This is a genomic window from Alcaligenes sp. MMA (assembly GCF_020907215.1).
Classification (GTDB): Bacteria; Pseudomonadota; Gammaproteobacteria; order Burkholderiales; family Burkholderiaceae_B; genus Alcaligenes; species Alcaligenes aquatilis.
In genome coordinates, this window is record NZ_JAJJPP010000001.1 from 1,369,177 (window position 1) to 1,395,448 (window position 26,272).

The following is a 26,272-nucleotide window of genomic DNA, read 5'->3' on the forward strand; positions in this document are numbered from 1 at the left end:
TGCATCACTCTCCTTTCGCGATGCGACGCACCTGGTACAGAATCAGGCACAATAAGCTGGCGCACACCAAAATACCCATCAAAAACGGCCAGGCGGCGGCAAAGCCTTCAGGCGAGCGCAGCAGCACGCCAAACAAGGGCGGGCCAAAGGCGAAGCCACCAAAAAACCCGACGGACAAAAGCCCTGCCGTGCGGGCGGGAGCACCAAAGCGGGCATCACGCAACAACATACTCATGGCAATTGCATTGGTCGCAACCAGGGTCAAGCCAATCACCAAAACCCCTACCCCCAAGGGCCACAGCCTATCCGCGGCGGCCATCATCATCAGCAACAAGGCCACAACCGGGATCACAAACAGGATGCCAAGCAGCAAGGTTTCATCGCCGAAGCGGGCGGCGATAGGCGTCAAAAGAACGCGGGACACAATCCCCATCACCCCAAAGCCACTGACCAGCATCCCGATCCAGTACGGCGACACACCCAACTGCTGGGCAAAAACGCCCAGAAAAGTGATGAAGGACGACAGCACCAGACCCGCGCACAACTGGATGGCCATCAACAGCCAAAGCTGTGGGCTGGGCCAAGGCAAGCGCCAGGACATGCTGCCGGCAACGGTATTGGCTCTGGCAGGCAAAAGCTGCAAGGCAAAGTAGGACAGGCACAACATGGCAGGCACCCACACCACAAACGCCCCCCGCCACCCCAGCTTGTAGGCCAGGGTGGGCAGGACCAAACCGGCCAGCAAGGCCGAAGCCTGCACGCCGGATTGCTTGATACCGACCAGCCCGGCCTTGCGCTCTGCCGGAACCAACTGGGCAATGGCCTGATTGGTCACCGGGTTCGCCAAGGACTGCGCCAGGCCGCACAAAAGCAAGGCTGTCAGCACGCCCCAGAAACCCGGCAATACCGCGATCAAACTAAAGGACATGGCCACCAGCAGGAACAGCAAAAACAAACCTTGCCGATTACCCATGCGCTGCACCAAGGCCCCCGCCCACGGCGAGAGCAAGGCAGCCAGACCAAAGGTGCTGGTGGTCAACCAGCCCAATTGTTCACGCGAGATGTCCAGATCCTGAATGATTTGCGGACCCAGGACGCCGATAGCGTAAAACACCATCATGGGCATGCCCATCGCCAGCGTCATCAAACTGGCCAGCACCCAGGGTGAACGACCTGCCCGTGTCGATAACATCATGCGACTGCCTTGTTCATCTCTACTGTCTCTTGAATGGCGGAGTGCGCTTGCAGCAAGTGCTTGCCAACCGTGCTGATCAAGGCATCGTCCGCCCCATCCAGAATATGCGTGGTGCGCGCTGCCCGGTAGATGCCGGACAAGGGACTCCAATCGGCCAACCCTTCGGCCCCCATGATCTGGATGGCGGAGTCTGCCGCCTCGCTGACCGCATCCGACGCCGCCAGCTTGGCCACATTCACCTCCACCGAATTGGGTAAACCCGCATCGAACTTGATGGCTGCTTCGCGCAGCAAGCAGCGGGCCGAAGTAATGGCGCGGTACACCTGATAGACCCGCGCCCGAACCAGTTGCTTGTCCGCCAGACGGGCCTGTTGTCCACGCTCTGAATGAATGCGCTCGCACATGATGTCAAAGCTGCGTTGGGCCAAGCCCAACCATTGCACGGATCGCAAAATGCGGCCCAAGGCCAGACGCTTTTGCATCAAGGCAATGCCCTGCCCGGCGCTGCCCAGAACATAGTCCTCAGGCACAGTCACATTGTCGAACAACAGCTCGTTTTGCCCCTGATAACGTCCCAGCAAGGGCAAGGGGCGTACGACTTTAAAGCCCGCTGCGTCTGTGGGCACGATCACCATGGACAAGGACTCATTCACTGGGCCATCCGCGCTACGCGCCACCACGGTCGCAAAGCTGGCCAGTTGCGCCCGGCAAATAAACCACTTGCGGCCATTCACATGCCATTGCCCGTCTTTCAGGCGAGCCTGACATTGCATGGTGGCGGGAATCGAACCAATGCTGTCCGGCTCGGACATGGCATAGCTGGACACCGCATCGCCCTTGAGCAAGGGTGTCAAAAAGCGCTGTTTGACGCTGGCCGAGCCATGATGACTCAACATATACGCGTCCAGCGTGGCATCCGCCCCGAAAATACCGGGGCCATATTCAGAACGCCCTTCTTGTTCAGCCACGGGCAAGTATTCGACCAAACTGGCGATTCGACCACCACGATGCATGGGGTAGAAACTGCCAAACAAACCGGCCTGTTGGGCGCGACGCGTCAGGTCCAGGGTCAGCTCGCGGGCCAGATTGTCCCCCTGAGCCAGAATGCCCTCGTTAGGAATGATCTCGGTATCCACAAACTGCCGCAGCTTGCGGCTCAAGGCCGCACTGGAAATAGCAAAGTGACTCATGCGGCCATCCCTGCTGCAGTCTTGGCCCCGGAACCTAAAGCGGCAGCGTCAGCAGCCAAGGCGCGCTTGTCAATCTTGCCCGCAGGCGTCAGCGGCAAGCTGCGGTAAAAACGCAGATACTCGGGCAGCTTGTTCACTTCCAGGCCCTGTTCACGCAAGAAGTCGGTGATCTCTTTCAAGGAGAAACGCGGCACGCCTTCCCGCACCGTCACGCACAAGCAAATACGCTGGCCCAGGTCCGCATCGGGGACCGGCACGCACGCCACGGTAACCACATCCGGGTGAGCCATGACCAGCCCTTCAATTTGCACCGGACTGATATTGGCGCCACCACGAATGATGATGTCTTTCTTGCGACCGGCCAACACCAACTGCCCTTGCGTATTGATATAGCCCAGATCACCCGTTTTCACCCAACCCTGCTCGTCCCGATACTGCGCATCCAACTCCGGGGCATTCACATATTGCATGGGGCTCAAGGGACCGCGTGCAGTGATTTCGCCTACTTCACCGTGCGGCACTTCGGCGCCCTCGTCATCAATCAGACGGATCTCGCACACTTGCGGATTGGGGGCCCCCACACTGCTCAAGACCACGTCGATGGGATCGTCCAGCGTGTTGTGGCAGTTCACCCCATCAGCCGAGCCGTACAGGCTGATAAAGCCGCACTCAAACGCTTCCACGCAACGGCGCACGGTCGCTTCGTCAATGACGGAGCCGCCCACAATCAAGCCGCGCAAACTGGCTTTATCGGCTTTTTCCAGCTCGGGCGCTGCCGCAATACGCTGGAACATGGTGGGCACGCCCAGAATGAAGCTAGGCTTGAAGGCATTGATGGCGGCAATCGCACTAGGTACATCAAACTTGGGCAAGACCACCAAAGAACCACCTAACCAGCACAGCACGCCAAAGGTGGCCGTAGAGCCAAACGACGAGCCCAGCGGCACCAGATACATGCCCCGGAACTCCACATCGTTGGGGGAAATGCGTTGCAGGAATCGGCCGCGCCCGCCCACCAGGGCATTGTGCGAATACGCCACCAGCTTGGGCTCGGATTCGGTACCGGAGGACACCAGCAAACGTACCGGCGAATTGGGGGACACCTCGGGTAATTCGGACAAGGCCAAAGGCTCGCCCTCGAACAGGGAATCCAAGGTCATCCAGCCCGGACGCGATGGGCCTTGCACGATCAGAACACGCAAGGACAGTAACGTCGGCCGCAAGGACTCGATCACGTCGCACAAATCAATGCCTGCATATTCATGCGGCACAATCACCGCCCGTGCATCGCAACGACGCACCAGCGATTGAATATCCAGCTTGCCCCGTCCGGGTGGGAAAGGCGCCACAATCGCCCCCAACGCGGCGGCGGCCAGGTCAATGGCGCAGCACACCCAATGGTTGCTAAGCTGATAGGCCACCACATCGCCCGCCATAATGCCCGCACGACGCAGATTAGCTGCCAGACGCAAGGCCGCGTCCATCAAGGCGCTATAGCTGATATTGCCTTGTGGCGAGAGCACCGCCAGCTTGTCCGGATGGGCCTGGGCTTTTTCCGCGAACAGCGTAAAGACCGGCTTGTTCGGGTAGGTACCGTCCTCTATCCAGCGTTGGCGCAATGACGCGGGGACCAGATCGATGATGCCAGCGTGATTCATACAAACCTCCAGGGAGAATTAACAGACGAATAGCCCTTGTCATGGAAATGGGACGCCAGGCGTGGATCAGCACGCAGTTGCGCCAGATTGCCTGGGACGTGGCGGGCCGGTATGCCCAGCACATCCAGTTGCGCCTCCAGGCTCAGGGCAGACTGGGACAGAAGACGATCCGGCAAGACCGTCCAGACGGCATCGGGCGACACATTCAGCCACCCGGCCAGCGCGTGCAAATGCGTTTGATCCTGGCAGTCGATGACCATAAAGCCATCGCCCGTCTGGAACACCGCCGACACGCCGGTTTTACTAATAGGAGAGGCGGCCTGGGCCAGATGATCGGCCGTGGCCAGCAAGGAACTGTCTACCCGCAAGCCCGACCCGCTCAGGCCCCGGCGCAGCAAGGCGGCACTGATACCCAGCGCGGCCATCACGCCGCCCAGCACATCCAGCACCGTAAACAAAGACCCACCCCGTGCATCCGAGGTTTGAGAAATGGTGTGAGCAATGCCCGACCAGGCTTGCACCGTGAAGTCCGTGCCCGGTGCGTCCACTTGCTCCTGCCCCCAACCGCCCGCATAGGCGTAGACCAGATCCGGGCGCACCGCATGCAAGTCCTGAGCATCCAGTTGCAGTTCGGCCGCCTTGCCCGGCGCCCAGTTATGCAGGAACACATCGGACTGACTCACCAGCTCGTAAATGGCCTGGCGGCCTTGAGCCGACTTGATGTCCACTTCCTGCACCGTCTTGAGTTGATTGAGCGCATCAAAACGCACCGAACAACCATCCACGCAAGGCGGCATGGCACGCAAGGGATCGCCACCGGGCGGTTCCAGACGGATCACTTCCGCCCCCAGGAGCGCCAGCAAATGACCGGCAATCGGCCCTTGAATCCGGCGGCAAGACTCCACTACCCGCAAACCGCGCAAGGGCAAATCGACGTTGGACGGCAAGGCGCGCAAGAAGGAGTCAGACGCGGCATGAATCTGATGCTGCCACAGACCAGCCAAGGCCGCATAATCACTATCGCTCTGGCGTTGAGGCGGTGTACGCACCGGCAAAATGGCCATTCCTGTTTGCACGGCCAATTCCTGCAAGCGGGCAAAGTTCAACGCTCGCAAACGGCGTAAACACGTCTCTGGCATAGGGCACACCGCCTTGGCATAACGCAGCAAAAAGGCTTTCCAGGCCTGACCAGCCAAATCAGCCGGTACGCCCACCGCTTCCCAAAAGGCGCGCCAGGGTCGGGGGTCCAGCGTTTCCAACTCGAAGATCACACCGTCTTGCGAGACAAAGGGCGGCCGCAAGCCGGGATCGTAGCTGCCTGCCAATAACTGCTCGGGATCCTGGGCCGCCGTTGCCCCGGCCAGATACTGACCGATACTGAGCAAGCCACAAGCCAAGGGCGAGACCGACACCGTGGAGAAACGTCCGCCACGCAACTGGCCCAAGGCGGCTGCCAAGGTCGCCTGCAAGCTCATGGCTGAACTGAGTACAGCCAGATAATCCAGGCCCAAGGTACCCGACGGACCACTGGAGCGTCCATGCACGGACAAGATACCGCTGGCAGCCTGCATGCTCAGCTCGCTGATCGCGGCTTGCGTCATGCCGCCCGCCTCGGTTTCCAGACGCGTGCTAATCGTTCCAAAATCAGGCGAATGCAGGCTGAATGCTGCTTCGTCTTGCTGGCCTGCGGTTTGCTCGGACAAACCCAGCAATCGGGCCTGACGGCTCAAGGCAGCGGGCAAGCCCTGCCAGTACGGGGGCGGTGAGCCCATCTGCCAACGTAATCCGCAGCCATGTAGTAATTCAGACATAGTTCCAAACCAGAGTGATGCACACGCCAAGTGCTGATTACAGAAACCAGCACTTGCACCATGAAAATCCAGACCAGGCGGTCTTAGCCCCCTGCCACGGCAGGCAGTACGGTCAGGCTGTCGCCAGCGCAGGTGGCGGTTTTCAGGCCATTGCTGAAACGGATGTCCTCTTCGTTTACGTAAATGTTCACAAAACGGTGCAGGTCTTCGCCGCTCATCAGACGTGCCTTGATGCCGGGAAACTGACCTTCAAGATGCTCGATCACTTCGCCTACCGAAGTGCCCTGGGCCTGGACTTTCTTCTCGCCATTCGTCAATGGACGCAGTAAGGTCGGAATAGAGACTGAAATGGACATGCTTAAAACTCCTTTGAAATAGTGGTTTCCAACAGCCGGGACGCACGCCCCCTTAGGAGCGACGCTGTTCCCTAGACAATCACAATGGTTTCTTCGGTCACACCGCCATCGATAATCCGGAAGGATCGAACCGGCACCGTGGCCTGATCCCAGGTGGACACGATCAGGTAATGCAGTTCGGGATGGCCCGCAAAATCAATGTCGTCCTTGCTGGGAAACGCCTGGCTGGCGGTATGAGAGTGGTAGATCACGCAGCACTCCTGATCGTCCTCATCCAGACGGCGGTAGACCTGAAATTGCTCGCGCGAATCGAACTGATAAAACACCTCCGAGGCCGCCCGGTTTTGCATGGGCAGCACACGTTCAGCCACCAGCGAGCCTTCCTGGGCGGCAATCAGTCCGCATGCCTCGATGGGGTGATCCTGCTTGGCATGATTCAGAACTTGTTCCAAGGCAGAACGACGAATCTGCAAGGCCATGATGTGCTCCTTCCCGAACTTAGTAAGACGCCAATTCGGGAGCGACCTGCTCTACCCAAGCCAGCACGCCACCTTCCAGATTGCGCACCTTGGGGGCATTCAACTTGATCAACTCTTCGCACACGGCCTTGGAGCGCGCACCGGAGCGGCACGAGATCACCAGATCCGCATTCGGACCAAAGGCAGCCAGAATCTCGGCAGCGACGGTGGGAGACTTGGGCATCAGAATGGCGCCAGGAATGTTCACGATTTCCCATTCATTGGGATCGCGTACGTCCACCAGGACGGGGGCTTGCACTTGGTCCAGCCGTTCTTTCAGCTCCAACACCGTCATGACAGGCACGGGAATGGCCATAGCATCAGCAGGTGGGTTCAGGCCGCAGAAGGTTTGGTAGTCACCCAACTCAGTGACCGGCGTACGATTGGGCAGGCGACGGATAGGCAGTTCGCGGTAGCACATATCCAATGCGTCATAAGCGATCAGACGACCGATCAAAGGATCACCAATGCCGGTAATCAACTTGATGGCTTCGGTGGACATGATGGAGGCAATCGAGGCGCACAAGACACCAAACACCCCGCCCTGCGCGCAAGAGGGAGCCAGCTCGGGGGGTGGCGGTTCGGGGTACAGATCACGATAGTTCAAGCCTATGCCACCGGGCGCGTTTTCCCAGAACACCGAGACCTGGCCTTCAAAGCGGAAAATCGAACCCCAGACATAGGGTTTGTCGGCCAGCATGCACGCATCATTGACCAGATAGCGGGTCGCGAAGTTATCGGTGCCGTCCAGAATCAAGTCGTAGCGCGAGAACAGCTCGACCGCCATATCCGGTTCCAAGCGGTCGGTATAGGTTTCTACCTTGATGTGGGGGTTGAGCTGGTGAATCGCACGCTTGGCGCTTTCCACTTTCAGCTCGCCAATGCTGTCTACGGTGTGAATGATCTGGCGCTGCAGGTTGGATTCATCCACCCGGTCAAAGTCGATGATGCCCAGTGTGCCCACCCCGGCCGCGGCCAAGTACAGCAAGGTGGGCGAACCCAGGCCCCCCGCCCCGATGACCAGCACTTTGGCATTTTTGATGCGGCGCTGGCCTTCCATGCCCACATTGGGAATCAAAAGGTGACGGCTATAACGGTTCACCTCTTCGCGGCTTAAGGGCTCACCGGGTTCAACTAAAGGGGGCAAGGTCATCATGACTCCTGGTTAAATACATATGAATACGAACAAGACTTATTCTCAAATATGACCGAAAATGACACAATAGCCTTCGGGCTCTAATTTCTATGCAAAACGGAGCAAAAACGATGAACGCCAACGCAGCCTATGTACGCCGGCGTTTTCAGCAGAGGATTTACTGGCTGCGCAGCAACACTTCAGTGCTGGCACCAACGCTGTGGCGGACGCGCCAAGCCAGTACAAAGGCGAACAGAACGCCTAAGGTCAAGGCACCCAGCATGACGACTTGCCCGAAGCGGTCCAGCACAATGCCCGCCGCAATCGGGACAGCCATGCGCGCCAAGGTGAAGATGGTCGACTGCAAACCGTAGTCGGAAGCATTGCGCTGTCTACGGGTGAAAAACATAGTCAGGCCAAACAGCAAGGCCGACACCGCCCCCATGCTGGCAGCAATCAATAGGGCACTGCTGATCAGCCACACCGGGCCCAGCTTGGCCCAGACCGAGACCATCAGCAAAACCAGAGACAGCAAAGCCGCCAGCAGATAAATTGGAATGGCACGTGCGGCACCCAGGAATGAGGCCAAACGACCACCAATCAGGCTGAACACGGCACCGGTAATGCCACCAGCAATCCCGACCGTCCAGGCTACCTCTTCCAGGGGCATGCCCTGGTCCAGCATCAAGGGTTTCAAGTAAAACCAGACGGCACCAATAAAGGGAAAGCTGGTCAGCAGCAAGCTGGTCCATTGCTTGGCCCCTTCCTGCCCAAAAAAACTGACCCAATCAGCGACAAAACCAGGCGGCGCCTGCTCGGCCTCTGCCACGTGCAAGCCTGCTTTAGAGCGCAGAAACACAAAGGGCAAACAACCCACAACCAGCCCCAGGCCCATCAAGGCGAACGGTGCCTGCCAACCCCAGCGGGCCTGCACCAGCACCATCACCCCTGCCCCAACAATCGCGCCCAGAAACAAGGCGGCAGAACGAATACTGCCCGCACGCAACTGTTCCTCGCGCGGCAGGTATTGCACGGCCAAGGCATTCAAAGGGATGTCCATCCAGGTCGCCACAATGCTGATGGCAAACGTCAGGGCAAACAGCAGGGTTCGCTGATCAATCAGATTCTCGCGGCCTATGCCTACATACAAAGCCAGCAACAAGACCGCCATCAACCACAGCCAATGCACAAAATGCCCGCCCCCCAGGCGAACGCGCTGCACCGGCATGGCCAGCACCAGCTTGAAAACAGCGGGCAAGGCCGCCAACTGAAACAAGCCTATCTCAGTGCCGGACCAGCCATGCTGGCGCATCACCAGGGGCAGGCCCAGCATCAAATAAATACTGGGGACAGCCAGCACCAGATTCATCCAGCCAAACAGCAACTGTGCCCCCCACGCTTTCCACGTCTTCATTCTCATCACCCTTTGCACGCCTTGCGCGCAATCAATGCAGTGACGGGCGCAACCGGAAAGCGCACCTCATCAAACTGCTGAACCTCATCAAATCCGGCTTGTTCCAGCAACTGGGCCAACTGCCCTTCCGGCAGCACCTGGCGGCCTTGCATACGCATATGCAGGTAGTAATGCAAAATCCGTTTGGCCTTGCTGACTTCCTTATGCACTTCGGCGTGACAGCACACCAGCACCCCACCGGGGCGCAAGGCGCGATACAGACGAGCCAGCAAAGCGGGAATGTCCGGCACAAAATGCAGCACGGAGGAGCACCAAATCAGGTCGTAATCCGCCCCGAAATCGTCCACCAGCAGATCACCGGCCAAGGTGCTGACACGCGTTTCCAGGCCGGCATCAAGAATTTTTTGCTGAGCGACGGCCGCCGCTGCTTCGTACTCGAACACCACGGCATTCAAGTCCTGCTGCTCTTGTGCCAAGGCAATAGCCACCAGGCCCGGCCCACCGCCCAAATCCAGCAAACGTTGCGCCCGCCAGAACTGCGGCACGGCCCCAAAAATCTCACAGGCCACCTCAGCCGTTACCGCCGTTTGCTCCTGGGCAATTTGCGAGCGCGCCGCCGCTGCCCAACCTTGCTGAATCAGGGCCGGATCCGCCGGAGGAGATTTGCCATTACGCAGCAGCTCTTCCAACTGATTGCCCACCTGGCGCAAAACGCCATGCCGAAACAGCAAGGCATCGCCACAATATTGCGCCGAACCCGGATTCAGATAACGCGCCGTTTGGGGCAGGCTGCGATAGCGTCGCGGACAGGTCCACTGACACTCCAGCAGTTCCAGACTCCACAACAACTCCAGCAGATAAGCGGTGTTGTCAGCGTCCCACTTGAGCACAAGCGCCAACTCCTGGGCAGCGATAAACTGATCCAGATGCGCAAACACCCCATACCCCAAAGCCAGGTTCAAGGCATCGGCACTTAAGCCCGCCAATTGCGCGTCCCAACAGGCTTGCAGCGCATGCGACTGCAACAATTGCTCCGGCAAAACAACGTCTCCTTGCGATCGATCCAGCACTGTTTTTCCCTCCGTAAATTCCACAATGGCCCTTCCCTCTGCCATGACAGCTAGAAATGATATATATTTAATGAGAATTATTTGCATTAAGATCTATGCTGAACGGAGCAATTCATATGCGAGGCGCTTTTAGCAGGAGAAATGATGAGTACGCGCAAATGTGGCTATCGCTTAACCACGGATGAACCCAGATCATGCCGCGCTCTGAGCGATGGCCGAGTCCGGCTGCAACTTCCCGAAGAACTGGGCCACTGCTATTCCGAATGCGTGGAGCTGGAACACGGGTTTTTGTTAGGCCGTTTGCACTATCACCCCAGCCGATCGCTGGTTGAAGAAAGCAACGGCCCTCATGCGGGCCGTGTCATTGTGGTGACCGTGGGTCTGCAAGGACAGTCGGCCTATCAGGGACGGGAGAGTTCAGACCTGCTGTTCAAGGCAGGCCATACCACGGTGACAGCTTTCCGATCTCTGCGGGGGGAACGCCACTATCAAGAGGACCAGTCCGTATCGCAATTACGGCTGGTCATCAGCGAGGCGGCCTTGAACAAATACGTGGGCCCGGAACGCGCCACCCAATTGATGGATTGCGTGGGACTGCATCGTCTGTCTTTTCATGCCAGCAGCCAGGCCACCATGGCCCATGCTGCGGCACTGGCACGCTATATGCAGCCGTGCACCCCGGAGCAGCCCATTCATCACCACAGGCTGAACCTGCAAATCCATGCACTAAGCTTGCTGGCCGAGCAGTTCAACCGCCTGGCTCCGCCCGACGCCCCCAACAGCGCCCCGCTGTCGGTGGATGATATTCAGCGGGTTGAGCGAGCACGCGATTTGCTCAGCTCGCAACTGGACCAGCCAATCACGGTGGAGTATCTGGCTACGACGGTAGGCATTAACGAGCACAAACTTAAAGAAGGTTTTCGCTATCTGTACGACAACACGCCTATCGGCCTGCTGCTGGAACTGCGTATGCGCAAAGCCTATACCTTGCTGGAGTCCGGCCAACAAGTGGCCCAGGCTGCCTGGCAAGTGGGCTACAAATACCCCAATAATTTTTCCGTCGCCTTTACACGCTACTTTGGCCGCTCACCCAAATCCATTTTTGGCAACAAGCGCGCCTAAACCCTTGTATTTCCGCTGTTTTCGGCCTCTTTATTCATAGAGGCCCACCCTTCTTTTCGGGCCGCCCCCTGCGGCCCTCTCCCTGAAAAGTTCCCCTTCTGCTTTGACAAGCTCCTGCCATTGCAGCGGATTTCCGGTTCTGCATAGGAATTGCTCCGTCCCGCATATCAATCTAAGTGATAATTATTCTCATTAATAGGAATAATATCCCCGTGCCATTCCCCACCTTTTGAGACAAGGGGTGAACCTGGCCAGCAAACGGGAGCCTTTCCCCACGACAGATTGTTATTTTTCACACGGAGCCCTGGTTCGTTCTATGTCCGCTACCCTTTCCCCCCTACACAAAAAACACGCGCTCAAGCCGCTGGTGTATGCCTTGATTCTGGCCTCCTGGGCCGGGCAGACACAGGCTCAAAGCGTGGGCAGCGCCCCACCCTCTTCCCGTCAGGATGAGAGCCAGGAAGACACGGACCGAGCCACTCGCCTGGACACCATTACCGTCGTGCGTGAAACCCGCGATGAGGCGGGTAAAACCGATGTATTCGAGAAAGACGTCTCCAATGTGTACGCCGGCAAGGAAGAGATCGAGCTGTACAAGGGCAGCTCCGTGGGGGATTTGTTCAAGGGCCTGAACGGTGTGTATGCGGGCGACTCGCGCAATAGCGGCGCGCTGGACCCGAACATTCGCGGTATCCAGGGTGAAGGCCGCATTCCACTGACGATTGACGGCACGGAACAGGCAACATCAGTCTGGCTAGGACCGGCCGGGGTGGCCAACCGCAACTATGTTGATCCCAATATGATCAGCAGCATTCTGGTGGAAAAAGGCGTGTCGGCGACGTCGGGCGCCAGCGGGATTGGCGGATCGGTGCAGATCCGCACGCTGCAGGTGGAAGATATTGTCAAACCGGGCGAGACCTTCGGGATTGAGTTGAAGGCGGAGACAGCGACGAATTCAACCAAACCGAATGAGCGGGCTTTTGGGATTTTCGGAAAGGACTATCGCGATATTCCGGGGGCGGTCTTTGATAGAGGAGGCCTCAACAGCGTTGTTCTACCTGAGTACATTTCTGCAGACCGTATGCCGAAAGTCGGGAATAGCGGCAAGAACTTCAACTTTGAAGATCACTCCTATCGTCTGGCCATCGCCACGCAACAAGAACATTTTGACCTGTTGGCCGCCTACAGCTACCGCAGTCGCGGCAACTATTACAGCGGTAAAAAGGGTAGCGAGAAGTACGAGAACGACACTTGGCAAGAGGACGCAAATAGCGACTACAACCCGTCGTACTCCTTCCCCAGAGTGAGCTACATCGCCAAGTACTACCGTCCTGGTGAAGAAGTTCTGAACACATCCAGCGAACTGGAAACCACGCTGCTGAAAGGCACGTTGCGCCTACCTCATGATCAAGCCATTGATATGAGCTACATGCGCAGCAACCATACCTTTGGCGAAAACGTGCCATGGAACGTGGTCTGGGCCATCCACGCCCTGGATGGCTATGGCGAAAAAAATATCCTCCAAACCGAAAACCCGTATAGCAAGGTCAAACAAGACACCTGGAACCTGAACTACTCCTGGAATCCCGAAGGCAGTCGTTTCATCAACTTGAAGGCCGGAGCCTGGATTACCCAAAGCGATAGTGAGCGTCATCAGAATGGCGACGTCATTTATGGGATTCAGGGCCAAGGTCTTAATTACGGACGCGATGGTGACTGGGACAACTACACAAATTGCCATGTCCTGGGCACAAACGGCTCTGAATGCGCTTGGGTACCGCCTACCGCCCCAGAAAAGCTGCCCAATACAGACGGACGTTTCAACATCATCCCCAGAGCCTTGCAAATTACCGACCATAGGCGTAGCGGGCTGAACCTTAGCAACGCCATGACTTTGCACCCAACTCTGGATCTGAGCTTATCGGCTGATTTCACACGAGAAAAGCTCAAGCAGCATGACGCGTCGGAGAAGCTCGAGCACCTGAATGAATTGACCTGGGGCGTGAACCACATGGGGCCTCGCTCGGGGACACGTCAGCAATGGAATTTTGGTTTTAACTTCGACTGGCGGCCTGTGGACTGGCTGCAGGTGAATGCTGGTGCACGCTATAGCGACTACTGGTCGTACGACGACAAGCTGGCCGAAATGCGTAGTCAGCAGCATAAAAACTGGGCAATTCAGCCTGCTCTGAAAGGCTATAACTACCAGGTTCAGCGCTTAATGAGCAACCAAGAAGTTGCTGATTACGAAGGCCAAATCATTGAAAGAGAACTCCCCCTGTACAAGCAATATGAAGAAGACTGGCAGTTCATTTCCGATTTAGATCCGAGCATGCTGGAGGCCGTTTTCGGGCATACAAGCAAAAAATCATTTGAAGAAATACTAGGCGATTCATTTCATAAAGGAAAAATTAACGGCTATCGCTATACCGAAGAAACGGTTTTTGTTCCCTCTGGCGAAAGTCACAAAGGTTTTACTGCCAATAACCCCTTTACCAATGGCGAAATTGACTCAACAGAGCAAGTCACCGATGCGCAGGGACAAAAAGGCACAGTAGACAAATACATTGCCTCGATAAGCAATCGCAAACCTGTTTACCAAGACGAATCTGAAATACCCAACAAATGGGAAGAACCTAAAAAACAAAAAGACCATGCTTGGGTTCCTCACATCGGGCTGACAGCCTTCATTACAGACGATATTCGTCTTTATGCCCGTTACAACGAATTTGTACGCTTTCCAAGCCTGTTTGAATCCTCCATGGCATTGGCTGGCGGCAGCAAGCGCTCGACCGGGGCAGCTACTCGTCCTGAACATGCCTACAACTGGGAAATCGGCTATGTCCACAATCTGAGCAGCTACTTCCCAAGCCTGGAATATGCAGACGTCAAGATCAATTACTTCAACAACCGGATCAAAGACTATATAGACCGGGACTGGGACTTCAATACCGTGCAGTTTGCCGAGAAGAAAATGTCCGGTATTGAACTGCAAGCTCGCGTGGATAGCGGTAAATACTTTGCGAACTTTGGCGGCACATACCGCTTGAAGCAACAGCTCTGCGACGCCGACTACGCCCAGACGTTTATGCCCATCCCTGGAGCCGCAGGAAGCGACAACATTCCTGCCTGCGTTGATGGAGGCTTCCCTCGCACCTTTGCCAGAACCAGTCTGCAACCGCAGTACTCCCTGAATCTGGATGTCGGTGCACGCCTGCTGGAAAAGAAACTACTGCTCGGAGCACGTGCGGTGTATCACAGCGCTGCGAAAAACAAAGATGAAGGCCATTTTGGTGGCCTTGGCTGGGCATTTAACAGAACGAACTACTGGAACCCCATTTTGGTGTTCGATGCCTACGCCAGCTATCAGGTACAGAAAAACCTGAATGTGGACGTGGCAATCAGCAATCTAACTAATCAGTACTACCTGGACCCTATGGCCCGCACCTCTATGCCGGCCCCTGGACGGACAGTGCGTGTCGGTATGACAGCACGTTTTTAAGTTAATCGGTTTTTTTGGTCGTTTTCGTAAAAACGCCCTTTTTCTTCACTTAATGGAGTTCGTAATGAAAGCAAGTCTGAATGTACAAAAACTGGCTATTGTTTCGGCTTTCCTGCTGGCCTCCGCCAGCAGCTTCGCTGCCCCCGTCGCTGGTGGTTCCTCGAAAGCATTTGTAGTGGCTAATAAAGAGTCCACAATGATGGCTCAAGGCGAAGCTGGTATCTCCATGCCAGGTACTGACCCATATGACGCCACCAAACAATCGGGTGTGGTGAGCTTCAAAAGCGGTCCTCTTTGGCAAACCAATCAAGTGCTGGGTGGTGCTGATGGCAACGGATATATTCAAATGCCCTTGGGAACAAACATTGCTGAAACATGGCGCCATACCATCACCAGCGGTGTAGGAACAGGCACTCAAATTTACGCCTATCGCCAACTGAACAATCCTCTGCCGGGCTACCCCCACTTCGGTGGCGAAGTAGTTGCCAAGGTTTCCGGCCAGGAAGTGTATTTTGGTGAGTGGGCTCCCCGCATAGCCGGCACACCTCCAGCAAGCAGCACGGATCTGAACCTGAGCCATGCTGACCGCACGGTGTTCTACACTGGCGAAAACCCAACTACAGCCATGCCTAACCTGGTCAATGCCAAGTACGATGTTGTAGGCGTCAACCAGTACAACCCTGGCACTCAAGCAGGTATCTCCAAAGGCACCCTGACCGCCAACTACGGTGGTGGTACAGGTACCCTGGCTGGTCTGGTTGGTACTGTTTTGTTTAATGGCACAACCATTGCTTCCGATGGCTCTTTCGCTAAAAACTTTAGCGGTAGTACAGCCAAAATTGAGGGCCAATTCTACGGCGCAGCCGCTGACGCCCTGGCAGGTATTTACTACAACCCAGCCAACGGTGCCAATGACATGGCCTTCGGCGGTGCCAAACAGTAATCCGCCTCTGACAACACCCTAGTGTTGCCATAAGAAAAGGGGGATCGACAAGCTCGATCCCCTTTCTCTCCGGACCCTGCGTCCATCTCCCCTTTTTCTTGCAAGGTTTTCATTCATGCATGGGCGAGCCCTTCCCCTTTTGTGCCTGCTGCTGGCCATGGCATCCAGCGCGGTGCAAGCCAACGACGACGATACGCGCCGACTTCTGAATCAAATCGACCGCAATCTGAACGAACGCGAACGCTCCCATTTAGTGGAAGAAACCCCGCCCGATGTGGACCCATCAGCCCTGATCACCATCAACGGCACAACCTATAGCGTCGATGCCACGCTGACCGATCTGGAACCGGCCATTTATGTCGCCATCAATCTGCAGCAGTGGGCCAAGGTGGATCAGTTTGTAGAAAAGTATCAGGAGCTGCCCGGCCACAACCCTGCTTTGGTGCTGATGGCTCAAGGGATGGTGGCCCGTAGCAAGGACAATCACAGCCTGGCGATCAGCAAGCTGCGCCAAGCTCAAGAAAGCGATCCCAATATGATGCGCGCCAAGCTCGAACTGGCCCGCGTACTGTTCGAGGACTATCAATCCAGCGAAGCCAAGGAACTGTTCAGCCAGATTTCCTCTGCCGGTATTCCTGATGAAGTACGGCCCGTGATCGAAGGCTTCCAGGGTGCCTTGCAAGACCGCAATGCCTGGCACGGCTCTGCCTCGATTGGCCTGGGCTACAACAGCAATATCAACAAAGAAAACGGCCAGCAAGACACCTTCCTCACCTGCTATTTCTTTGGGTGCTTTCCGTCGGTACGCAAGATGCCGGACCCGGTCAAATCCACGGCCATGGTCTACGACCTGACCTTGAACCGGCGTTTCCAGCTCAGCGGCAACCACAATCTGCTGCTGCGCGGCCTGAGCTACGGCAATCTGTACGACAAGCACAAGCAAGCCGAGCCCAAGGACATTTATTACAGCGACAACACCAGCATTATTTACGCGGGCTACAACTATCAGGACGCTAAAAACGACCTGTCGATTACGCCCTTGTTCGAGAACAATTACACCAACCGTCGCACCAGCTATCAGTCCTGGGGTGGGCGCGTGGACTGGAAGCACAATCTTAGCGACAGGCTGCAAGTGGGCGTGAATGCCCAGCACAAGAGCCTGTCCTACAAAGGCGATTTACGGCAGTACTTTGAAGGCGTCAAAGAGAACCAGATAGGCTTGTACGGCTCGTATCTGATCGATGCAAAAACCGTGGTCTACGGGGGCCTGAATTACACCCGTAATCTGCAGTCTCAGCAAACCGCACAAAGCCGCAGCTATATGGCAAATCTGGGAATTTACAGGGCCTTTGATGCAGGCTTGAACATCAACGCCACGGCACTGTACCGGCAGACCCGTCACGATGCCGAGGACTTGTTCTTGGGTGGGCTGCGCAAGGACCGGCAACAGATTTATATCCTGAACGTGGGCATGCCACGCTTTGCGTTCCAAGGCATTACGCCCAATCTGTATCTGAAGCACACCTTCAACAACAGCAATATCGACTGGGCCTTCAAATACAAGCAAACCGAAGTCGCGCTGAAGCTGGAAAAGCGTTTTTAAGCAGGGACTTCTTCGACCTTGGCAACTGATCTGGTGCAGTCCCGTTTTAGCATCAAGCGCCTGAAGCGACAGGTATCTTTTTTAGTGACAGGGGGCGTCGTGTCACTGTTGAGAGAAGCGTTTCCAATGAGCTATCGGGGTTCTGTGGCAGGTCTCCAGGCCCAGCCACAGCTTGTAGATCAGCGCCTTTCTCGGATGCTGATCCAAGAAGCAGGACGATAGGGTCTTGTTCTCCCGATCAAATACCAAACAAGCATGAGACTATGACGAACATGCAGGGCAAACCACCCTGCTGTTGATTTGTCTGCCTGCTCGGAACGCGCTTGGGCTCCCCCAGCCCGGACAAAAAAAACCACAAAAATTGCCAAGTGAAAGCCCGGTTGATCATCAGTCGGGATATAGTCGAGCAATCGATTTTCCTTAGCAGACAGAACACGTATCCCTTGGAGTCTTCACCCATGCTTGGCCAAGAAAAAGAAACTCGCTCTGATACCAGCCCTCAAGATAGCGCCTTTCTGGAAGAAAAAGCCTTCCGCGCCCGTACTGTGCTGGTCTTTGGCACCATCACGGATAAGCTCGCCTCGGAAACCGTGCGCAAGCTGCTGGCGCTGGATGCCGAATCCACCGCCCCCATCACCATGATCGTGTCCTCGCCCGGTGGTCACCTGGAATCGGGCGACGCCATCCACGATGTGGTGCGTTTTATTTCCTCGCCCGTCACCATGGTCGGTACCGGTTGGGTTGGCAGTGCTGCCACCCACCTGTTCCTGGGCGCGGCTCGCGAGCGCCGCGTATGCCTGCCACAAACCCGTTTTCTGATTCACCAGCCCAGCGGTGGCGCCGGTGGTCAGGCCAGCGATATGGCCATTCAAGCCCAGGAAATCATGAAAGCGCGCGAACGTATCGCTCAAGTGATTTCCCGTGAAACCGGCCAACCTATCGAGCGTGTGCGCGACGATATCGAGCGCGACAAATGGATGAGTGCCGAGGAAGCCATAGAATATGGCCTGATCTCACGCATCATTGAACGCCGTGACGAACTGCTGCCTGCCAACAAATAATCTGCGCCTCAGAGCCCCTTCATGCTGACCATTCTTGGCAGAGAATCCTCCATCAATGTGCGTAAAGTCATGTGGACCTGCGCGGAGCTAAGTCTGGAGTTTGAGCGGCAGGATTGGGGCCTCGGTTTCAAGGACGTCAACACGGACGAATTCCTTGCGCTGAACCCTAACGCAAAGATCCCCGTCCTGCTGGATGGGGATCGCGTGCTGTGGGAGTCCCATACCATTGTGCGTTATCTGGCCAATCGCCAAGCGCCCACCGCCTTGTATCCACAAGATGCCTGGCAACGGGCCAAGGTAGATCAATGGATAGACTGGCAGGCGTGTGAGCTGAACCCATCCTGGTCCTATGCGTTTATGAGCCTGGTACGGCAGTCACCCCAACACCAGGATGCGGGGCAGGTCCAGGCATCGTTATCGGCCTGGGCACAGATGATGTCCATTCTGAATAAACAGTTGGCTCAAACCCAAGCCTATGCAGCCGGACCGGCGTTCAGCCTGGCCGATATTATTCTGGGCCTGTCCATTCACCGCTGGCTGAATACGCCGTTTGATCGCCCGAAACTGCAGGCGGCCGAAGACTACTACCACCGCTTGGCCTCACGGCCTGCGTTTCTAGAACAATGTGCCGGTTTTCCCTAAACGCTGCTTTGTCTTAGCTAAGCCAAGCCGCCCCCTGTGTTCGCGGCTTTTTTTACGTGTGATTGACGCTCGGGGCCACTTGACGCCCTTTTAACAAACTAGAGACGTAGACATGGACGAAACCATACGAGTGGGCTGCGGTGCAGTCATTATGCAAAACGACAAAATCTTGCTGCTCAAGCGCGTACGTGAGCCGGAAGCCGAGCACTGGGGCATCCCGGGCGGCAAAGTGGACTGGCTGGAAACCCTGGAGCAAGCCGTCAAACGCGAAATTATGGAAGAAGTGGGGTTGCGTTTGGATAGCCTGGAGCTGCTGGTCAATGTGAACCAGATTGATGCCAACAAAGGAGAGCACTGGGTTGCGCCTGTCTATTGGGTGACATCTTTCACCGGCCAAGCGGTGGTGCAGGAGCCAGAAAAGCACAGCGGCATGGACTGGTTTGCATTGGACCAACTGCCAGGGCCTTTGACGGTGGCGACCCAACTAGCCGTCGCCGCTATTAAACAGCGTAAAGAGTGAAACACTTAAAGTTTGGCGCCAGATAACTGACAAACACCTCATCTGTCGGCCACCTCTTTTGTAATATACTTTTCCGCATGCGCGCCCTGGGTCCCCATTTCGTTTTTCGCGAAATCCGAGTCTGGCAATTTCTGTTTTGCCTGGCTCTGCTAGCCTACGTCTGTCGCGCCATCGTCCCAGCAGGCTATATGCCTACCCGCTCTGCACAAGACAATGGTTTTGCCATTACCTTCTGTACAGCAGGCAATTCAGCCAATACGCTCTGGATTGATCTGATCGGCCAAGATGGCCAGGCGGATTCCGATACACATCAAAACCAGCAGGATTGTCCCTTTGGTATCGCGGCGTCCCCCGCCTTGTTGCCGACCTTGGATGCGCCTGTCCTGATCAGCCTGATTACATATCAGCCGGTTTTGTTGGCCGAGAGCAATCAAACCCGGCCCCCGCTACCTGCACAAGGCCCGCCTTTAGGTTCACGCGCCCCGCCCTTACTCCTCGCTTGATAGGTCCCCGTCCTTTGACGGTCTCTTTTTTCTTATCTAGCCGAGGTTTTCAATGTCGATTTCTTCTATGTCTTCCCGTGCCATTCTGGGCATGGCTGCTGTGCTGTTCGCCTCTTGCGCTGTTGCACACGTTTCCCTGCAAACCAAGCAAGCCCCGGTGGGCAGCAGCTACAAGGCTGTTCTGTCCGTGCCGCATGGCTGCAAAGGCTCTGCCACCACCAAAATCCGTGTCCGTATTCCTGAAGGCGTGGTCGGCGTCAAACCACAACCCAAAGCAGGCTGGACGCTGGAAACCGTAAAAGGTGACTACAAGCAGGCCTATACGCGTTGGGGTGCCAAGGTCAGCTCCGGTGTTCAGGAAGTGGTCTGGGCTGGCGGCCCTTTGCAGGACGAACACTATGACGAGTTCGTGTTCATCAGCTACTTAGGCGATGAGCTCAAACCCAATAGCACGCTCTACTTCCCGGTTGTGCAGGAATGCGAGCAAGGCGTGGAGCGCTGGATTGATCAAGCGGCACCGGACACCCAGAAAGCGGCTGACCATTCCGACGCCCCTGCTCCCGCGCTGCAACTGTTGCCCAAACCGTAGACACCCAGGCGGCGGCTGCCCTTGGACATCAGCCTAAAGGAGATCTTATGCAAACCCAGTCCCTGCATAGGCAGGCATGCTGCCACCCATTGCTTGTGCTGCTAATCGCCTTGCTTTTGCTGGCCTGGGTGCCAGCTCTGCATGCTCATGCGTCCTTGGTGGCCAGCAAGCCCGATAGCGGCACAATACTGGCCCAGTCGCCCAGAACCGCCAGCCTAAGTTTCAATGAGTCCGTCTCCCCCTTACTGATGGCCTTGATTCGTCCCGACGGTTCCTCCGAAGAACTGGGGGACGTTTTGATGCAAGACCAGCGGCTGGAACTGGCCTTGCCGCCCATGGAGACCGAGGGTACTTATGGACTGAGCTGGCGAGTCATCTCTGCCGACGGCCATCCCGTCGGCGGAACACTGACATTTGCCATTGGAACGCCCAGCGCAAACCTGATGGACAGCACCCGCAGCAATCCCGTCAGAAACGGCCTGATCTGGCTGGCTCGACTCTTGGGCTATCTGGGTCTGTTTACAGGGATAGGCTGGGTGGTCTATCGGGCGCTGACCTCAACATCAAACCAGACCTCAGCCCAGCAAAGTCGTCTCGCACCGCGCATGCTGGCTTTAGGTGCCATAGCCTTATTGCTAAACCTGGGTTTGGTCGGTGTCGATGCGCTGGACTTGCCGCTGTCCGCCTTGTTCGGCACGACGGCCTGGAAAACGGCTGTATCGACCTCGATGGGCGTGGCCGTGCTGCTGGGCTGGGTCGCCCTGGCCTGTGCCGCCCTTTCCTGGCAGGCAAGGAGTCCCACTAGCCAGAAATGGCTGGCCGCCTTAGCGCTGACTCTTTTGGGGGCTTCTCTGGCTTCCAGCGGTCATGCCAGCACAGCAGATCCCGCCTGCTTGTCCCGGCCCAGTGTCTGGCTGCATGTTGTGGCGCTGACATTGTGGATGGGTTCTTTCCTGCCTTTGGCCTACGCGCTTGAACAGGCTCAGGAATCCCGCTTGCTGACGCTGTTCTCGCGCTGGATTCCCGCCGTCCTGCTGGTTCTGATTCTGAGCGGAGCCGCACTGATCTACGTGCAATTCGATCAGCTCGCCTCGCTATGGGAAAGCCGATATGGGCAAGTGCTCAGTGCCAAGCTGATTCTGGTTCTGCTCTTGCTGGCTCTGGGAGCCTACAACCGCTATCGCCTGACCCAAGCCGTCTTGCAGCAGCGTAGCAATGCTCGGCAAGCTCTGCGGCGTGTGGTTCGTCTGGAGTATGTGCTGGTGGTGCTGATCTTGGCCGTGGCCGCCTTGTGGCGCTTTACCCCACCTCCGCGCGCCTTGGCCCAGCTCGTCTCCCCCACCATTTCCAGTCATATCCATACTGAAGCAGCAAGGGCGGATCTGTTGTACATCCCGGCCACCACCCAGCACCCGGCCATTCTGACCGTCTCTTTATACGAGCCGGATTTCAGTCCCCTGAAGGCTCAAGAGGTGGAGGTGATTTTCAGCAACCCGCAAGCCGGAGTGGAGTCCATTACCTTTCCGGCGGAACTCACGCGGCAGGATCAATGGGAGGTGAGTAATGTCGAGCTGCCGCATCTGGCCAGCTGGGATATTCGTATTCAGGTGCTGATTTCAGACTTTGAACGCATACACCTGGATAGCACGCTGGATTTGCAAGCCAACTAAATCGCACACAAAAACAGGCCGCATCACACGGCCTGTGGTCCCTCTTTTGATCTGACTTCCTCTTTCTGGCAGCCATGCCGCCCGCAATTTAACGGGCCAGTAAACGACTGGCCTCAAGCCTGGCTTCGCCTTCATCAACGACAAAGCTGAATTGCAGGCCCAACACCCGGCCCAAGGTTTGCTGCGCCAAGCGTGCGGCGGCGGGTATGGCCCGCCCCTTGCTGATCACTACCATGCCAGCGCACAAATCCTTCAAGCGCTGCTTGTTCTGCTTGAAGAACAAGGCGCGTTGCTTGCGATCCTCGTGGCTTTCCTCATGGGCATGGTCCCCACCGCCCAACCTGTCAGTCAACAAGACAAAGCGTTGGCCCCGATTCAACAAGGCCTCTAATTGATCCTGCGCCTGTTGCGGTGTTTGCTGCGGGCTGTGTTCTCTTAAAAACACCAATGGAAACTGCGTGTCATCGACTTGCATAAGCGGCTCCTTGCCATCAATAAAGACAGCCACTATCAAAGCGGCGCACGCCTAAATAGGGGATGCCTCCAAAGGCACGCACCAAGCCGCCGGATAAATACAAGCAGGCGGTATCGCGCAGCCAATACGGACGAACCGTTGCGCCTTCACCTCTCATCACAGCCTGGACTCCACAAAATCACGCAATTGAGGGTCCCGAATCTCCAAGGCATCAAACAAGCCCAAGGCTTTCAAGGCTGGCAAGGCCGCCACAATATCGTTCAAGGCACGCTGACGTTGTGCATCGCTGACACCAGGCTGGCGCAACGTCGCTGCATTGGCCAGAAAGGCGCCAACCGTGCCTTTGCGAATAGTGGTGCCAGCAATCTGAACTTCGCTGGCGTGATCGAGAAGAATGTCATGTGCTTGCATGTATCGCTCCTTTGTTCATCAAGGCTTTCAGTGTAAGCACAAAGGTTTTGGCAGATGTACACTGTATCGGTCAATGAATAACAAAATTACGCCATGCCTGAACGAAAAATAGGTCTGCATGATTTTCTGAACTTCCCCGAGCATCCTGTGCTGTTCGCCGTCACCGGTAATCACGACTCGGAGCTATCCTCGCGCCCCCATCAGCACGCTCGCGGGCAGTTGTTCGGTTCTCTGCGCGGCTTGCTTTCCGTCGGGGTGGAAGACGCCGTTTGGGTGGTGCCCGCTATCCATGCCGTCTGGTTGCCGCCGCATGTCCTGCACTCGGGCCAATCGCACGGCCCTTATCATGGCTGGAGCGTTTATATAGACGAAGCGGCCTGCGCCGACCTGCCCGCCCACGCCTGCACCTTGCGTACCTCGGGCCTGTTGCGTGAAGCCGTGCTGCGCGCCTGCTCCTGGGAGTTGATTCCCGCTGCCCCCTTGCCCCAAGAACAAGCGCATATTGCCTCCGTTATCCTGGATGAAATCCGTACCCTGCCCGTCGAGCCTTTTGGGCTTCCCCTGCCCCAGGACCCGCGCTTGCAACGCATTGCCCGCGCCCTGATTGCCGACCCCAGCAACAATCAAGGCATGGAGCACTGGGCGAGCTGGGCAGCGGTCAGTCTGCGTACCTTAAGCCGCCGTTTCGTGACAGAAACCGGCTTTAACTTCACCGCCTGGCGGCAACGTGCCCGCCTGATGCGCTCCCTGGAAATGCTGGCGGCCGGTGTTCCAGTAGCCACCATTGCCTATGATCTGGGTTATTCCAGCCCCAGCGCCTTTATCAGCCTGTTTCGGCGCAGCTTTGGGCATACCCCGGCCAATTACCGTCACCAACTTTCAACCTAGCCCCTTCTACGCTGTACGACGCATCGGAAATGTCATAAAGTGATTGAACGAAAACAAAAACATCACTTTTAGACATAGGACAGCCGGTATGGAAATGCGCCAATTACGGATTTTTTGTGCGGTTGCCGAGCATGGCAGCTTTACGGCCGCTGCCCAGAAAGTGCACACCGTGCAATCCAATGTCACCATGCGCGTCAAAGAGCTGGAGGCAGAGCTGGAACAGCAATTGTTCATACGCCAGAAAAGCGGCGTGGTGCTAACTGCGGCTGGCCATACTTTTCTGGACTACGCCCGCCGTATCTTGCAACTGACCGATGAAAGCCGTGCGGCCCTGCAAGACACGGGCACGCCCAGCGGTCTGCTGCGCCTGGGTTCCATGGAAACCACGGCTGCCATCCGCCTGCCCCAGGTTCTGATCCAATACCGCGAGCGCTACCCCCAGGTTCAGTTGTCCTTACAAACCGGCACCACGGCAGAGCTGATTAAAGCCATCGAGACCCACCAGCTAGATGGTGCTTTTGTCGGTGGTTTTCATCAAAACCCGGCCCTGATTCAAGAAGAGGTGTTTGAGGAAGAGCTGGTGCTGGTCAGCAGCAAGACGGTGGAATCCTTGTCTGCCCTGATCGAAACAATCCCCCAACAAACGGTTCTGGTCTTTAGAACCGGCTGCTTTTACCGCTCTACGCTGGAACACTGGTTTTACCAGGCCGGGCTGGTGCCCAACCAGATCATGGAAATGGGGACGCTGGACGGTATTCTGTCCTGCGTGGCCTCGGGCATGGGCATTACCTTGCTGCCCAAAGCCATCGCCCAGAACAGCAGCTTGCGCTTGCCCGTGCAATGCCACGAGCTGCCGCCTGAGCTTGCGCGGGTGAAAACCGTGTTTATCCGTCGTGCCGATACCAATCCTGGCTCGGCCCTGCGCAGCTTTGTGGCCCTGGCTCAAGCGCAGTTCGCCCAATTGCCCAAGCCAGATCAAGGCCATGCCGAACTGTCTGATCTCACTGAGCAACCTGTGGATCTGTCCAACAGCGTCGCACAGACCTTGCCACAGTAAGCCATCAAGGCAGCCCCAAAACCAGCTCCGCAACCCGCTCTGCCGCTGGCACAATGCTGTGAATCTTGCCCACGCCCTGACCAGCATACAAAGACAGTTTCCTGGCCATTCTGTCCTTGTCAATCGCCCGCGCCCCGCCCCCGACCCAACGCAGCACATTCCACTTGTCGCGGTTGGGAATCACACGATGCGGGGTGCCATAGGGCCAGCCAAAGGAATAGCCGGTGCGATATTGCGTATCGTCCGTACTGGCTTGCAGAATCTTTTGCTTGTAGAGCGGGTGTGCATTGGACTCCTCGCTGGCCAGAAAGGCCGTGCCCACCAGTACACCAGAAGCCCCCAGAGTCATGGCCGCCCTGACATCCTGGCGGGTAACAATTCCGCCTGCTGCCAGTACGGGACGGCCCTGCGCACCGTCCAGAATTGCAGGTAGTAAAGACATCAGGCCAATCGTGCCGCGATTCAGGTGACCACCGCCCTCACTGCCTTGGGCGACGATAATGTCGGCCCCCTGCGCCATCGCTTGGCGAGCCAGTGCCACCGTGCCGGTTTGCACCATCACGATCATGCCGGCGTCTTTGGCGCGGGGAATCAGGTCGGCGCAATAGTCCTCGGCATAGAACAGCGACAAGATGCGGGGCCGCTCCTGCAAGATCACCTGGAACTGGGCCTCGAACACTTCCGGGCCACCAAACTGCGGCACGATATTCACCCCAAAAGGCCGGTCCGTCAGCGCTTTGGTTTCCCGCAGCCAGTTACGCAACGTCAAGGGAGCCAGACGCAAGCCGCCCAGCACCCCCATCCCACCCGCATTCGCTACCGCCGCCACCAAGTGCGGCCCGGAAATTGCAGCCATGCCCGCCAAAAAGATCGGGTATGGCACACCACACATCTGCGTGATGACATTGCCCGCAAAGACTCGGTTTGCTTCGCTCATGA

At 56.8% G+C, this 26,272-nt stretch carries 25 protein-coding genes; 12 read left to right on the forward strand and 13 right to left on the reverse strand.

What is annotated here, in order from left to right; all coding sequences use genetic code 11:
* Positions 1 to 4: 4 nt before the first annotated feature.
* The 9 genes from LNA76_RS06250 to LNA76_RS06290 form a co-directional block, all read right to left on the reverse strand.
* Positions 5 to 1,195: an MFS transporter gene (locus LNA76_RS06250; RefSeq protein WP_230018467.1), complete on the reverse strand. Its 1,191-nt coding sequence runs from the start codon at positions 1,193 to 1,195 to the stop codon at positions 5 to 7.
* Positions 1,192 to 2,385, reverse strand: coding sequence for an acyl-CoA dehydrogenase family protein (locus LNA76_RS06255; RefSeq protein WP_094196493.1), 1,194 nt, complete (start codon positions 2,383 to 2,385; stop codon positions 1,192 to 1,194). The genes LNA76_RS06250 and LNA76_RS06255 overlap by 4 nt, the downstream gene beginning before the upstream one ends.
* Positions 2,382 to 4,043, reverse strand: a complete 1,662-nt coding sequence (locus tag LNA76_RS06260) for an AMP-binding protein (RefSeq protein ID WP_230018470.1) — start codon at positions 4,041 to 4,043, stop codon at positions 2,382 to 2,384. The genes LNA76_RS06255 and LNA76_RS06260 overlap by 4 nt, the downstream gene beginning before the upstream one ends.
* Positions 4,040 to 5,854, reverse strand: coding sequence for a CoA transferase (locus LNA76_RS06265; protein ID WP_230018472.1), 1,815 nt, complete (start codon positions 5,852 to 5,854; stop codon positions 4,040 to 4,042). Before LNA76_RS06265 ends, LNA76_RS06260 begins: the two co-directional genes overlap by 4 nt.
* Positions 5,855 to 5,937: 83 nt before the next feature.
* Positions 5,938 to 6,210, reverse strand: a complete 273-nt coding sequence (locus LNA76_RS06270) for a MoaD/ThiS family protein (RefSeq protein ID WP_094196490.1) — start codon at positions 6,208 to 6,210, stop codon at positions 5,938 to 5,940.
* A 71-nt stretch (positions 6,211 to 6,281) separates the two neighbouring features.
* Positions 6,282 to 6,689 carry a Mov34/MPN/PAD-1 family protein gene (locus LNA76_RS06275; RefSeq protein WP_003801262.1) on the reverse strand — a complete coding sequence of 136 codons (408 nt, stop codon included), beginning with the start codon at positions 6,687 to 6,689 and terminating at the stop codon, positions 6,282 to 6,284.
* 19 nt (positions 6,690 to 6,708) lie between these two features.
* Positions 6,709 to 7,881 (reverse strand): molybdopterin-synthase adenylyltransferase MoeB, encoded by a 1,173-nt coding sequence (gene moeB, locus LNA76_RS06280; RefSeq protein ID WP_413544473.1) that lies wholly within the window; start codon positions 7,879 to 7,881, stop codon positions 6,709 to 6,711.
* Between the two features lie 160 nt (positions 7,882 to 8,041).
* Positions 8,042 to 9,277, reverse strand: coding sequence for an MFS transporter (locus LNA76_RS06285; protein ID WP_230018474.1), 1,236 nt, complete (start codon positions 9,275 to 9,277; stop codon positions 8,042 to 8,044).
* Positions 9,278 to 9,282: 5 nt separating this feature from the next.
* Entirely contained in the window at positions 9,283 to 10,317 is a 1,035-nt protein-coding gene (locus LNA76_RS06290) for a class I SAM-dependent methyltransferase (protein ID WP_108727370.1), read from the reverse strand.
* A 174-nt stretch (positions 10,318 to 10,491) separates the two neighbouring features.
* Between LNA76_RS06290 and LNA76_RS06295 the strand changes: the two genes are divergently transcribed.
* From LNA76_RS06295 to LNA76_RS06340, 10 genes are all read left to right on the forward strand, one after another.
* Positions 10,492 to 11,469, forward strand: a complete 978-nt coding sequence (locus LNA76_RS06295) for a helix-turn-helix domain-containing protein (RefSeq protein ID WP_125277847.1) — start codon at positions 10,492 to 10,494, stop codon at positions 11,467 to 11,469.
* A 316-nt stretch (positions 11,470 to 11,785) separates the two neighbouring features.
* Positions 11,786 to 14,971, forward strand: coding sequence for a TonB-dependent receptor domain-containing protein (locus tag LNA76_RS06300; protein WP_108727368.1), 3,186 nt, complete (start codon positions 11,786 to 11,788; stop codon positions 14,969 to 14,971).
* Between the two features lie 64 nt (positions 14,972 to 15,035).
* Positions 15,036 to 15,914 (forward strand): Slam-dependent surface lipoprotein, encoded by an 879-nt coding sequence (locus tag LNA76_RS06305; protein ID WP_094196484.1) that lies wholly within the window; start codon positions 15,036 to 15,038, stop codon positions 15,912 to 15,914.
* A gap of 115 nt (positions 15,915 to 16,029) precedes the next feature.
* Positions 16,030 to 17,517 carry a surface lipoprotein assembly modifier gene (locus LNA76_RS06310; protein ID WP_230018475.1) on the forward strand — a complete coding sequence of 496 codons (1,488 nt, stop codon included), beginning with the start codon at positions 16,030 to 16,032 and terminating at the stop codon, positions 17,515 to 17,517.
* Between the two features lie 458 nt (positions 17,518 to 17,975).
* On the forward strand, positions 17,976 to 18,578 hold the full coding sequence (locus LNA76_RS06315) for an ATP-dependent Clp protease proteolytic subunit (protein ID WP_230018476.1): 603 nt from the start codon (positions 17,976 to 17,978) through the stop codon (positions 18,576 to 18,578).
* A gap of 21 nt (positions 18,579 to 18,599) precedes the next feature.
* The gene (locus LNA76_RS06320) at positions 18,600 to 19,220 is read left to right on the forward strand and encodes a glutathione S-transferase family protein (protein ID WP_230018477.1); all 621 of its coding nucleotides are present in this window, start codon (positions 18,600 to 18,602) and stop codon (positions 19,218 to 19,220) included.
* Between the two features lie 112 nt (positions 19,221 to 19,332).
* Entirely contained in the window at positions 19,333 to 19,740 is a 408-nt protein-coding gene (locus LNA76_RS06325) for an NUDIX hydrolase (protein ID WP_230018479.1), read from the forward strand.
* A 77-nt stretch (positions 19,741 to 19,817) separates the two neighbouring features.
* Complete coding sequence (locus LNA76_RS06330) at positions 19,818 to 20,243, forward strand: DUF2946 family protein (protein ID WP_326833645.1); 426 nt, start codon at positions 19,818 to 19,820, stop codon at positions 20,241 to 20,243.
* 52 nt (positions 20,244 to 20,295) lie between these two features.
* Positions 20,296 to 20,832, forward strand: a complete 537-nt coding sequence (locus LNA76_RS06335) for a YcnI family copper-binding membrane protein (RefSeq protein ID WP_108727363.1) — start codon at positions 20,296 to 20,298, stop codon at positions 20,830 to 20,832.
* Positions 20,833 to 20,879: 47 nt separating this feature from the next.
* A complete protein-coding gene (locus LNA76_RS06340) occupies positions 20,880 to 22,502 on the forward strand; it encodes a copper resistance CopC/CopD family protein (protein ID WP_230018483.1) in 1,623 nt (540 codons plus the stop codon).
* Between the two features lie 88 nt (positions 22,503 to 22,590).
* Here the strand turns inward: LNA76_RS06340 and LNA76_RS06345 are convergent, their stop codons facing one another.
* Genes LNA76_RS06345 through LNA76_RS06355 form a run of 3 tightly spaced genes read right to left on the reverse strand, consistent with a single transcriptional unit; the run spans position 22,591 to position 23,388 of the window.
* Positions 22,591 to 22,977, reverse strand: coding sequence for a hypothetical protein (locus LNA76_RS06345; RefSeq protein WP_230018485.1), 387 nt, complete (start codon positions 22,975 to 22,977; stop codon positions 22,591 to 22,593).
* Between the two features lie 16 nt (positions 22,978 to 22,993).
* Entirely contained in the window at positions 22,994 to 23,137 is a 144-nt protein-coding gene (locus tag LNA76_RS06350; RefSeq protein ID WP_230018487.1) for a hypothetical protein, read from the reverse strand.
* Positions 23,134 to 23,388, reverse strand: coding sequence for a hypothetical protein (locus tag LNA76_RS06355; protein ID WP_230018489.1), 255 nt, complete (start codon positions 23,386 to 23,388; stop codon positions 23,134 to 23,136). Before LNA76_RS06355 ends, LNA76_RS06350 begins: the two co-directional genes overlap by 4 nt.
* 93 nt (positions 23,389 to 23,481) lie before the next feature.
* On the opposite strand from LNA76_RS06355, the gene LNA76_RS06360 reads away from it, so the two are divergent.
* Both LNA76_RS06360 and LNA76_RS06365 read left to right on the forward strand, forming a co-directional pair.
* Positions 23,482 to 24,276 carry an AraC family transcriptional regulator gene (locus LNA76_RS06360; protein WP_230018491.1) on the forward strand — a complete coding sequence of 265 codons (795 nt, stop codon included), beginning with the start codon at positions 23,482 to 23,484 and terminating at the stop codon, positions 24,274 to 24,276.
* An 88-nt stretch (positions 24,277 to 24,364) separates the two neighbouring features.
* Positions 24,365 to 25,333, forward strand: coding sequence for a LysR family transcriptional regulator (locus LNA76_RS06365; RefSeq protein ID WP_230018493.1), 969 nt, complete (start codon positions 24,365 to 24,367; stop codon positions 25,331 to 25,333).
* Positions 25,334 to 25,337: 4 nt separating this feature from the next.
* Here LNA76_RS06365 and LNA76_RS06370 read toward each other — a convergent pair whose 3' ends face one another.
* Positions 25,338 to 26,270 carry an NAD(P)H-dependent flavin oxidoreductase gene (locus LNA76_RS06370; protein WP_094196471.1) on the reverse strand — a complete coding sequence of 311 codons (933 nt, stop codon included), beginning with the start codon at positions 26,268 to 26,270 and terminating at the stop codon, positions 25,338 to 25,340.
* Between the last annotated feature and the right edge of the window lie 2 nt (positions 26,271 to 26,272).

Coding starts and splice junctions, on each gene's coding strand:
- LNA76_RS06250 (WP_230018467.1), bottom strand. CDS start 1,195: ATGATGTTATCGACACGGGCAGGTCGTTCACCCTGGGTGCTGGCCAGT.
- LNA76_RS06255 (WP_094196493.1), bottom strand. CDS start 2,385: ATGAGTCACTTTGCTATTTCCAGTGCGGCCTTGAGCCGCAAGCTGCGG.
- LNA76_RS06260 (WP_230018470.1), bottom strand. CDS start 4,043: ATGAATCACGCTGGCATCATCGATCTGGTCCCCGCGTCATTGCGCCAA.
- LNA76_RS06265 (WP_230018472.1), bottom strand. CDS start 5,854: ATGTCTGAATTACTACATGGCTGCGGATTACGTTGGCAGATGGGCTCA.
- LNA76_RS06270 (WP_094196490.1), bottom strand. CDS start 6,210: ATGTCCATTTCAGTCTCTATTCCGACCTTACTGCGTCCATTGACGAAT.
- LNA76_RS06275 (WP_003801262.1), bottom strand. CDS start 6,689: ATGGCCTTGCAGATTCGTCGTTCTGCCTTGGAACAAGTTCTGAATCAT.
- moeB (WP_413544473.1), bottom strand. CDS start 7,881: ATGACCTTGCCCCCTTTAGTTGAACCCGGTGAGCCCTTAAGCCGCGAA.
- LNA76_RS06285 (WP_230018474.1), bottom strand. CDS start 9,277: ATGAAGACGTGGAAAGCGTGGGGGGCACAGTTGCTGTTTGGCTGGATG.
- LNA76_RS06295 (WP_125277847.1), top strand. CDS start 10,492: ATGAGTACGCGCAAATGTGGCTATCGCTTAACCACGGATGAACCCAGA.
- LNA76_RS06300 (WP_108727368.1), top strand. CDS start 11,786: ATGTCCGCTACCCTTTCCCCCCTACACAAAAAACACGCGCTCAAGCCG.
- LNA76_RS06305 (WP_094196484.1), top strand. CDS start 15,036: ATGAAAGCAAGTCTGAATGTACAAAAACTGGCTATTGTTTCGGCTTTC.
- LNA76_RS06310 (WP_230018475.1), top strand. CDS start 16,030: ATGCATGGGCGAGCCCTTCCCCTTTTGTGCCTGCTGCTGGCCATGGCA.
- LNA76_RS06315 (WP_230018476.1), top strand. CDS start 17,976: ATGCTTGGCCAAGAAAAAGAAACTCGCTCTGATACCAGCCCTCAAGAT.
- LNA76_RS06320 (WP_230018477.1), top strand. CDS start 18,600: ATGCTGACCATTCTTGGCAGAGAATCCTCCATCAATGTGCGTAAAGTC.
- LNA76_RS06325 (WP_230018479.1), top strand. CDS start 19,333: ATGGACGAAACCATACGAGTGGGCTGCGGTGCAGTCATTATGCAAAAC.
- LNA76_RS06330 (WP_326833645.1), top strand. CDS start 19,818: ATGCGCGCCCTGGGTCCCCATTTCGTTTTTCGCGAAATCCGAGTCTGG.
- LNA76_RS06335 (WP_108727363.1), top strand. CDS start 20,296: ATGTCGATTTCTTCTATGTCTTCCCGTGCCATTCTGGGCATGGCTGCT.
- LNA76_RS06340 (WP_230018483.1), top strand. CDS start 20,880: ATGCAAACCCAGTCCCTGCATAGGCAGGCATGCTGCCACCCATTGCTT.
- LNA76_RS06345 (WP_230018485.1), bottom strand. CDS start 22,977: ATGCAAGTCGATGACACGCAGTTTCCATTGGTGTTTTTAAGAGAACAC.
- LNA76_RS06355 (WP_230018489.1), bottom strand. CDS start 23,388: ATGCAAGCACATGACATTCTTCTCGATCACGCCAGCGAAGTTCAGATT.
- LNA76_RS06360 (WP_230018491.1), top strand. CDS start 23,482: ATGCCTGAACGAAAAATAGGTCTGCATGATTTTCTGAACTTCCCCGAG.
- LNA76_RS06365 (WP_230018493.1), top strand. CDS start 24,365: ATGGAAATGCGCCAATTACGGATTTTTTGTGCGGTTGCCGAGCATGGC.
- LNA76_RS06370 (WP_094196471.1), bottom strand. CDS start 26,270: ATGAGCGAAGCAAACCGAGTCTTTGCGGGCAATGTCATCACGCAGATG.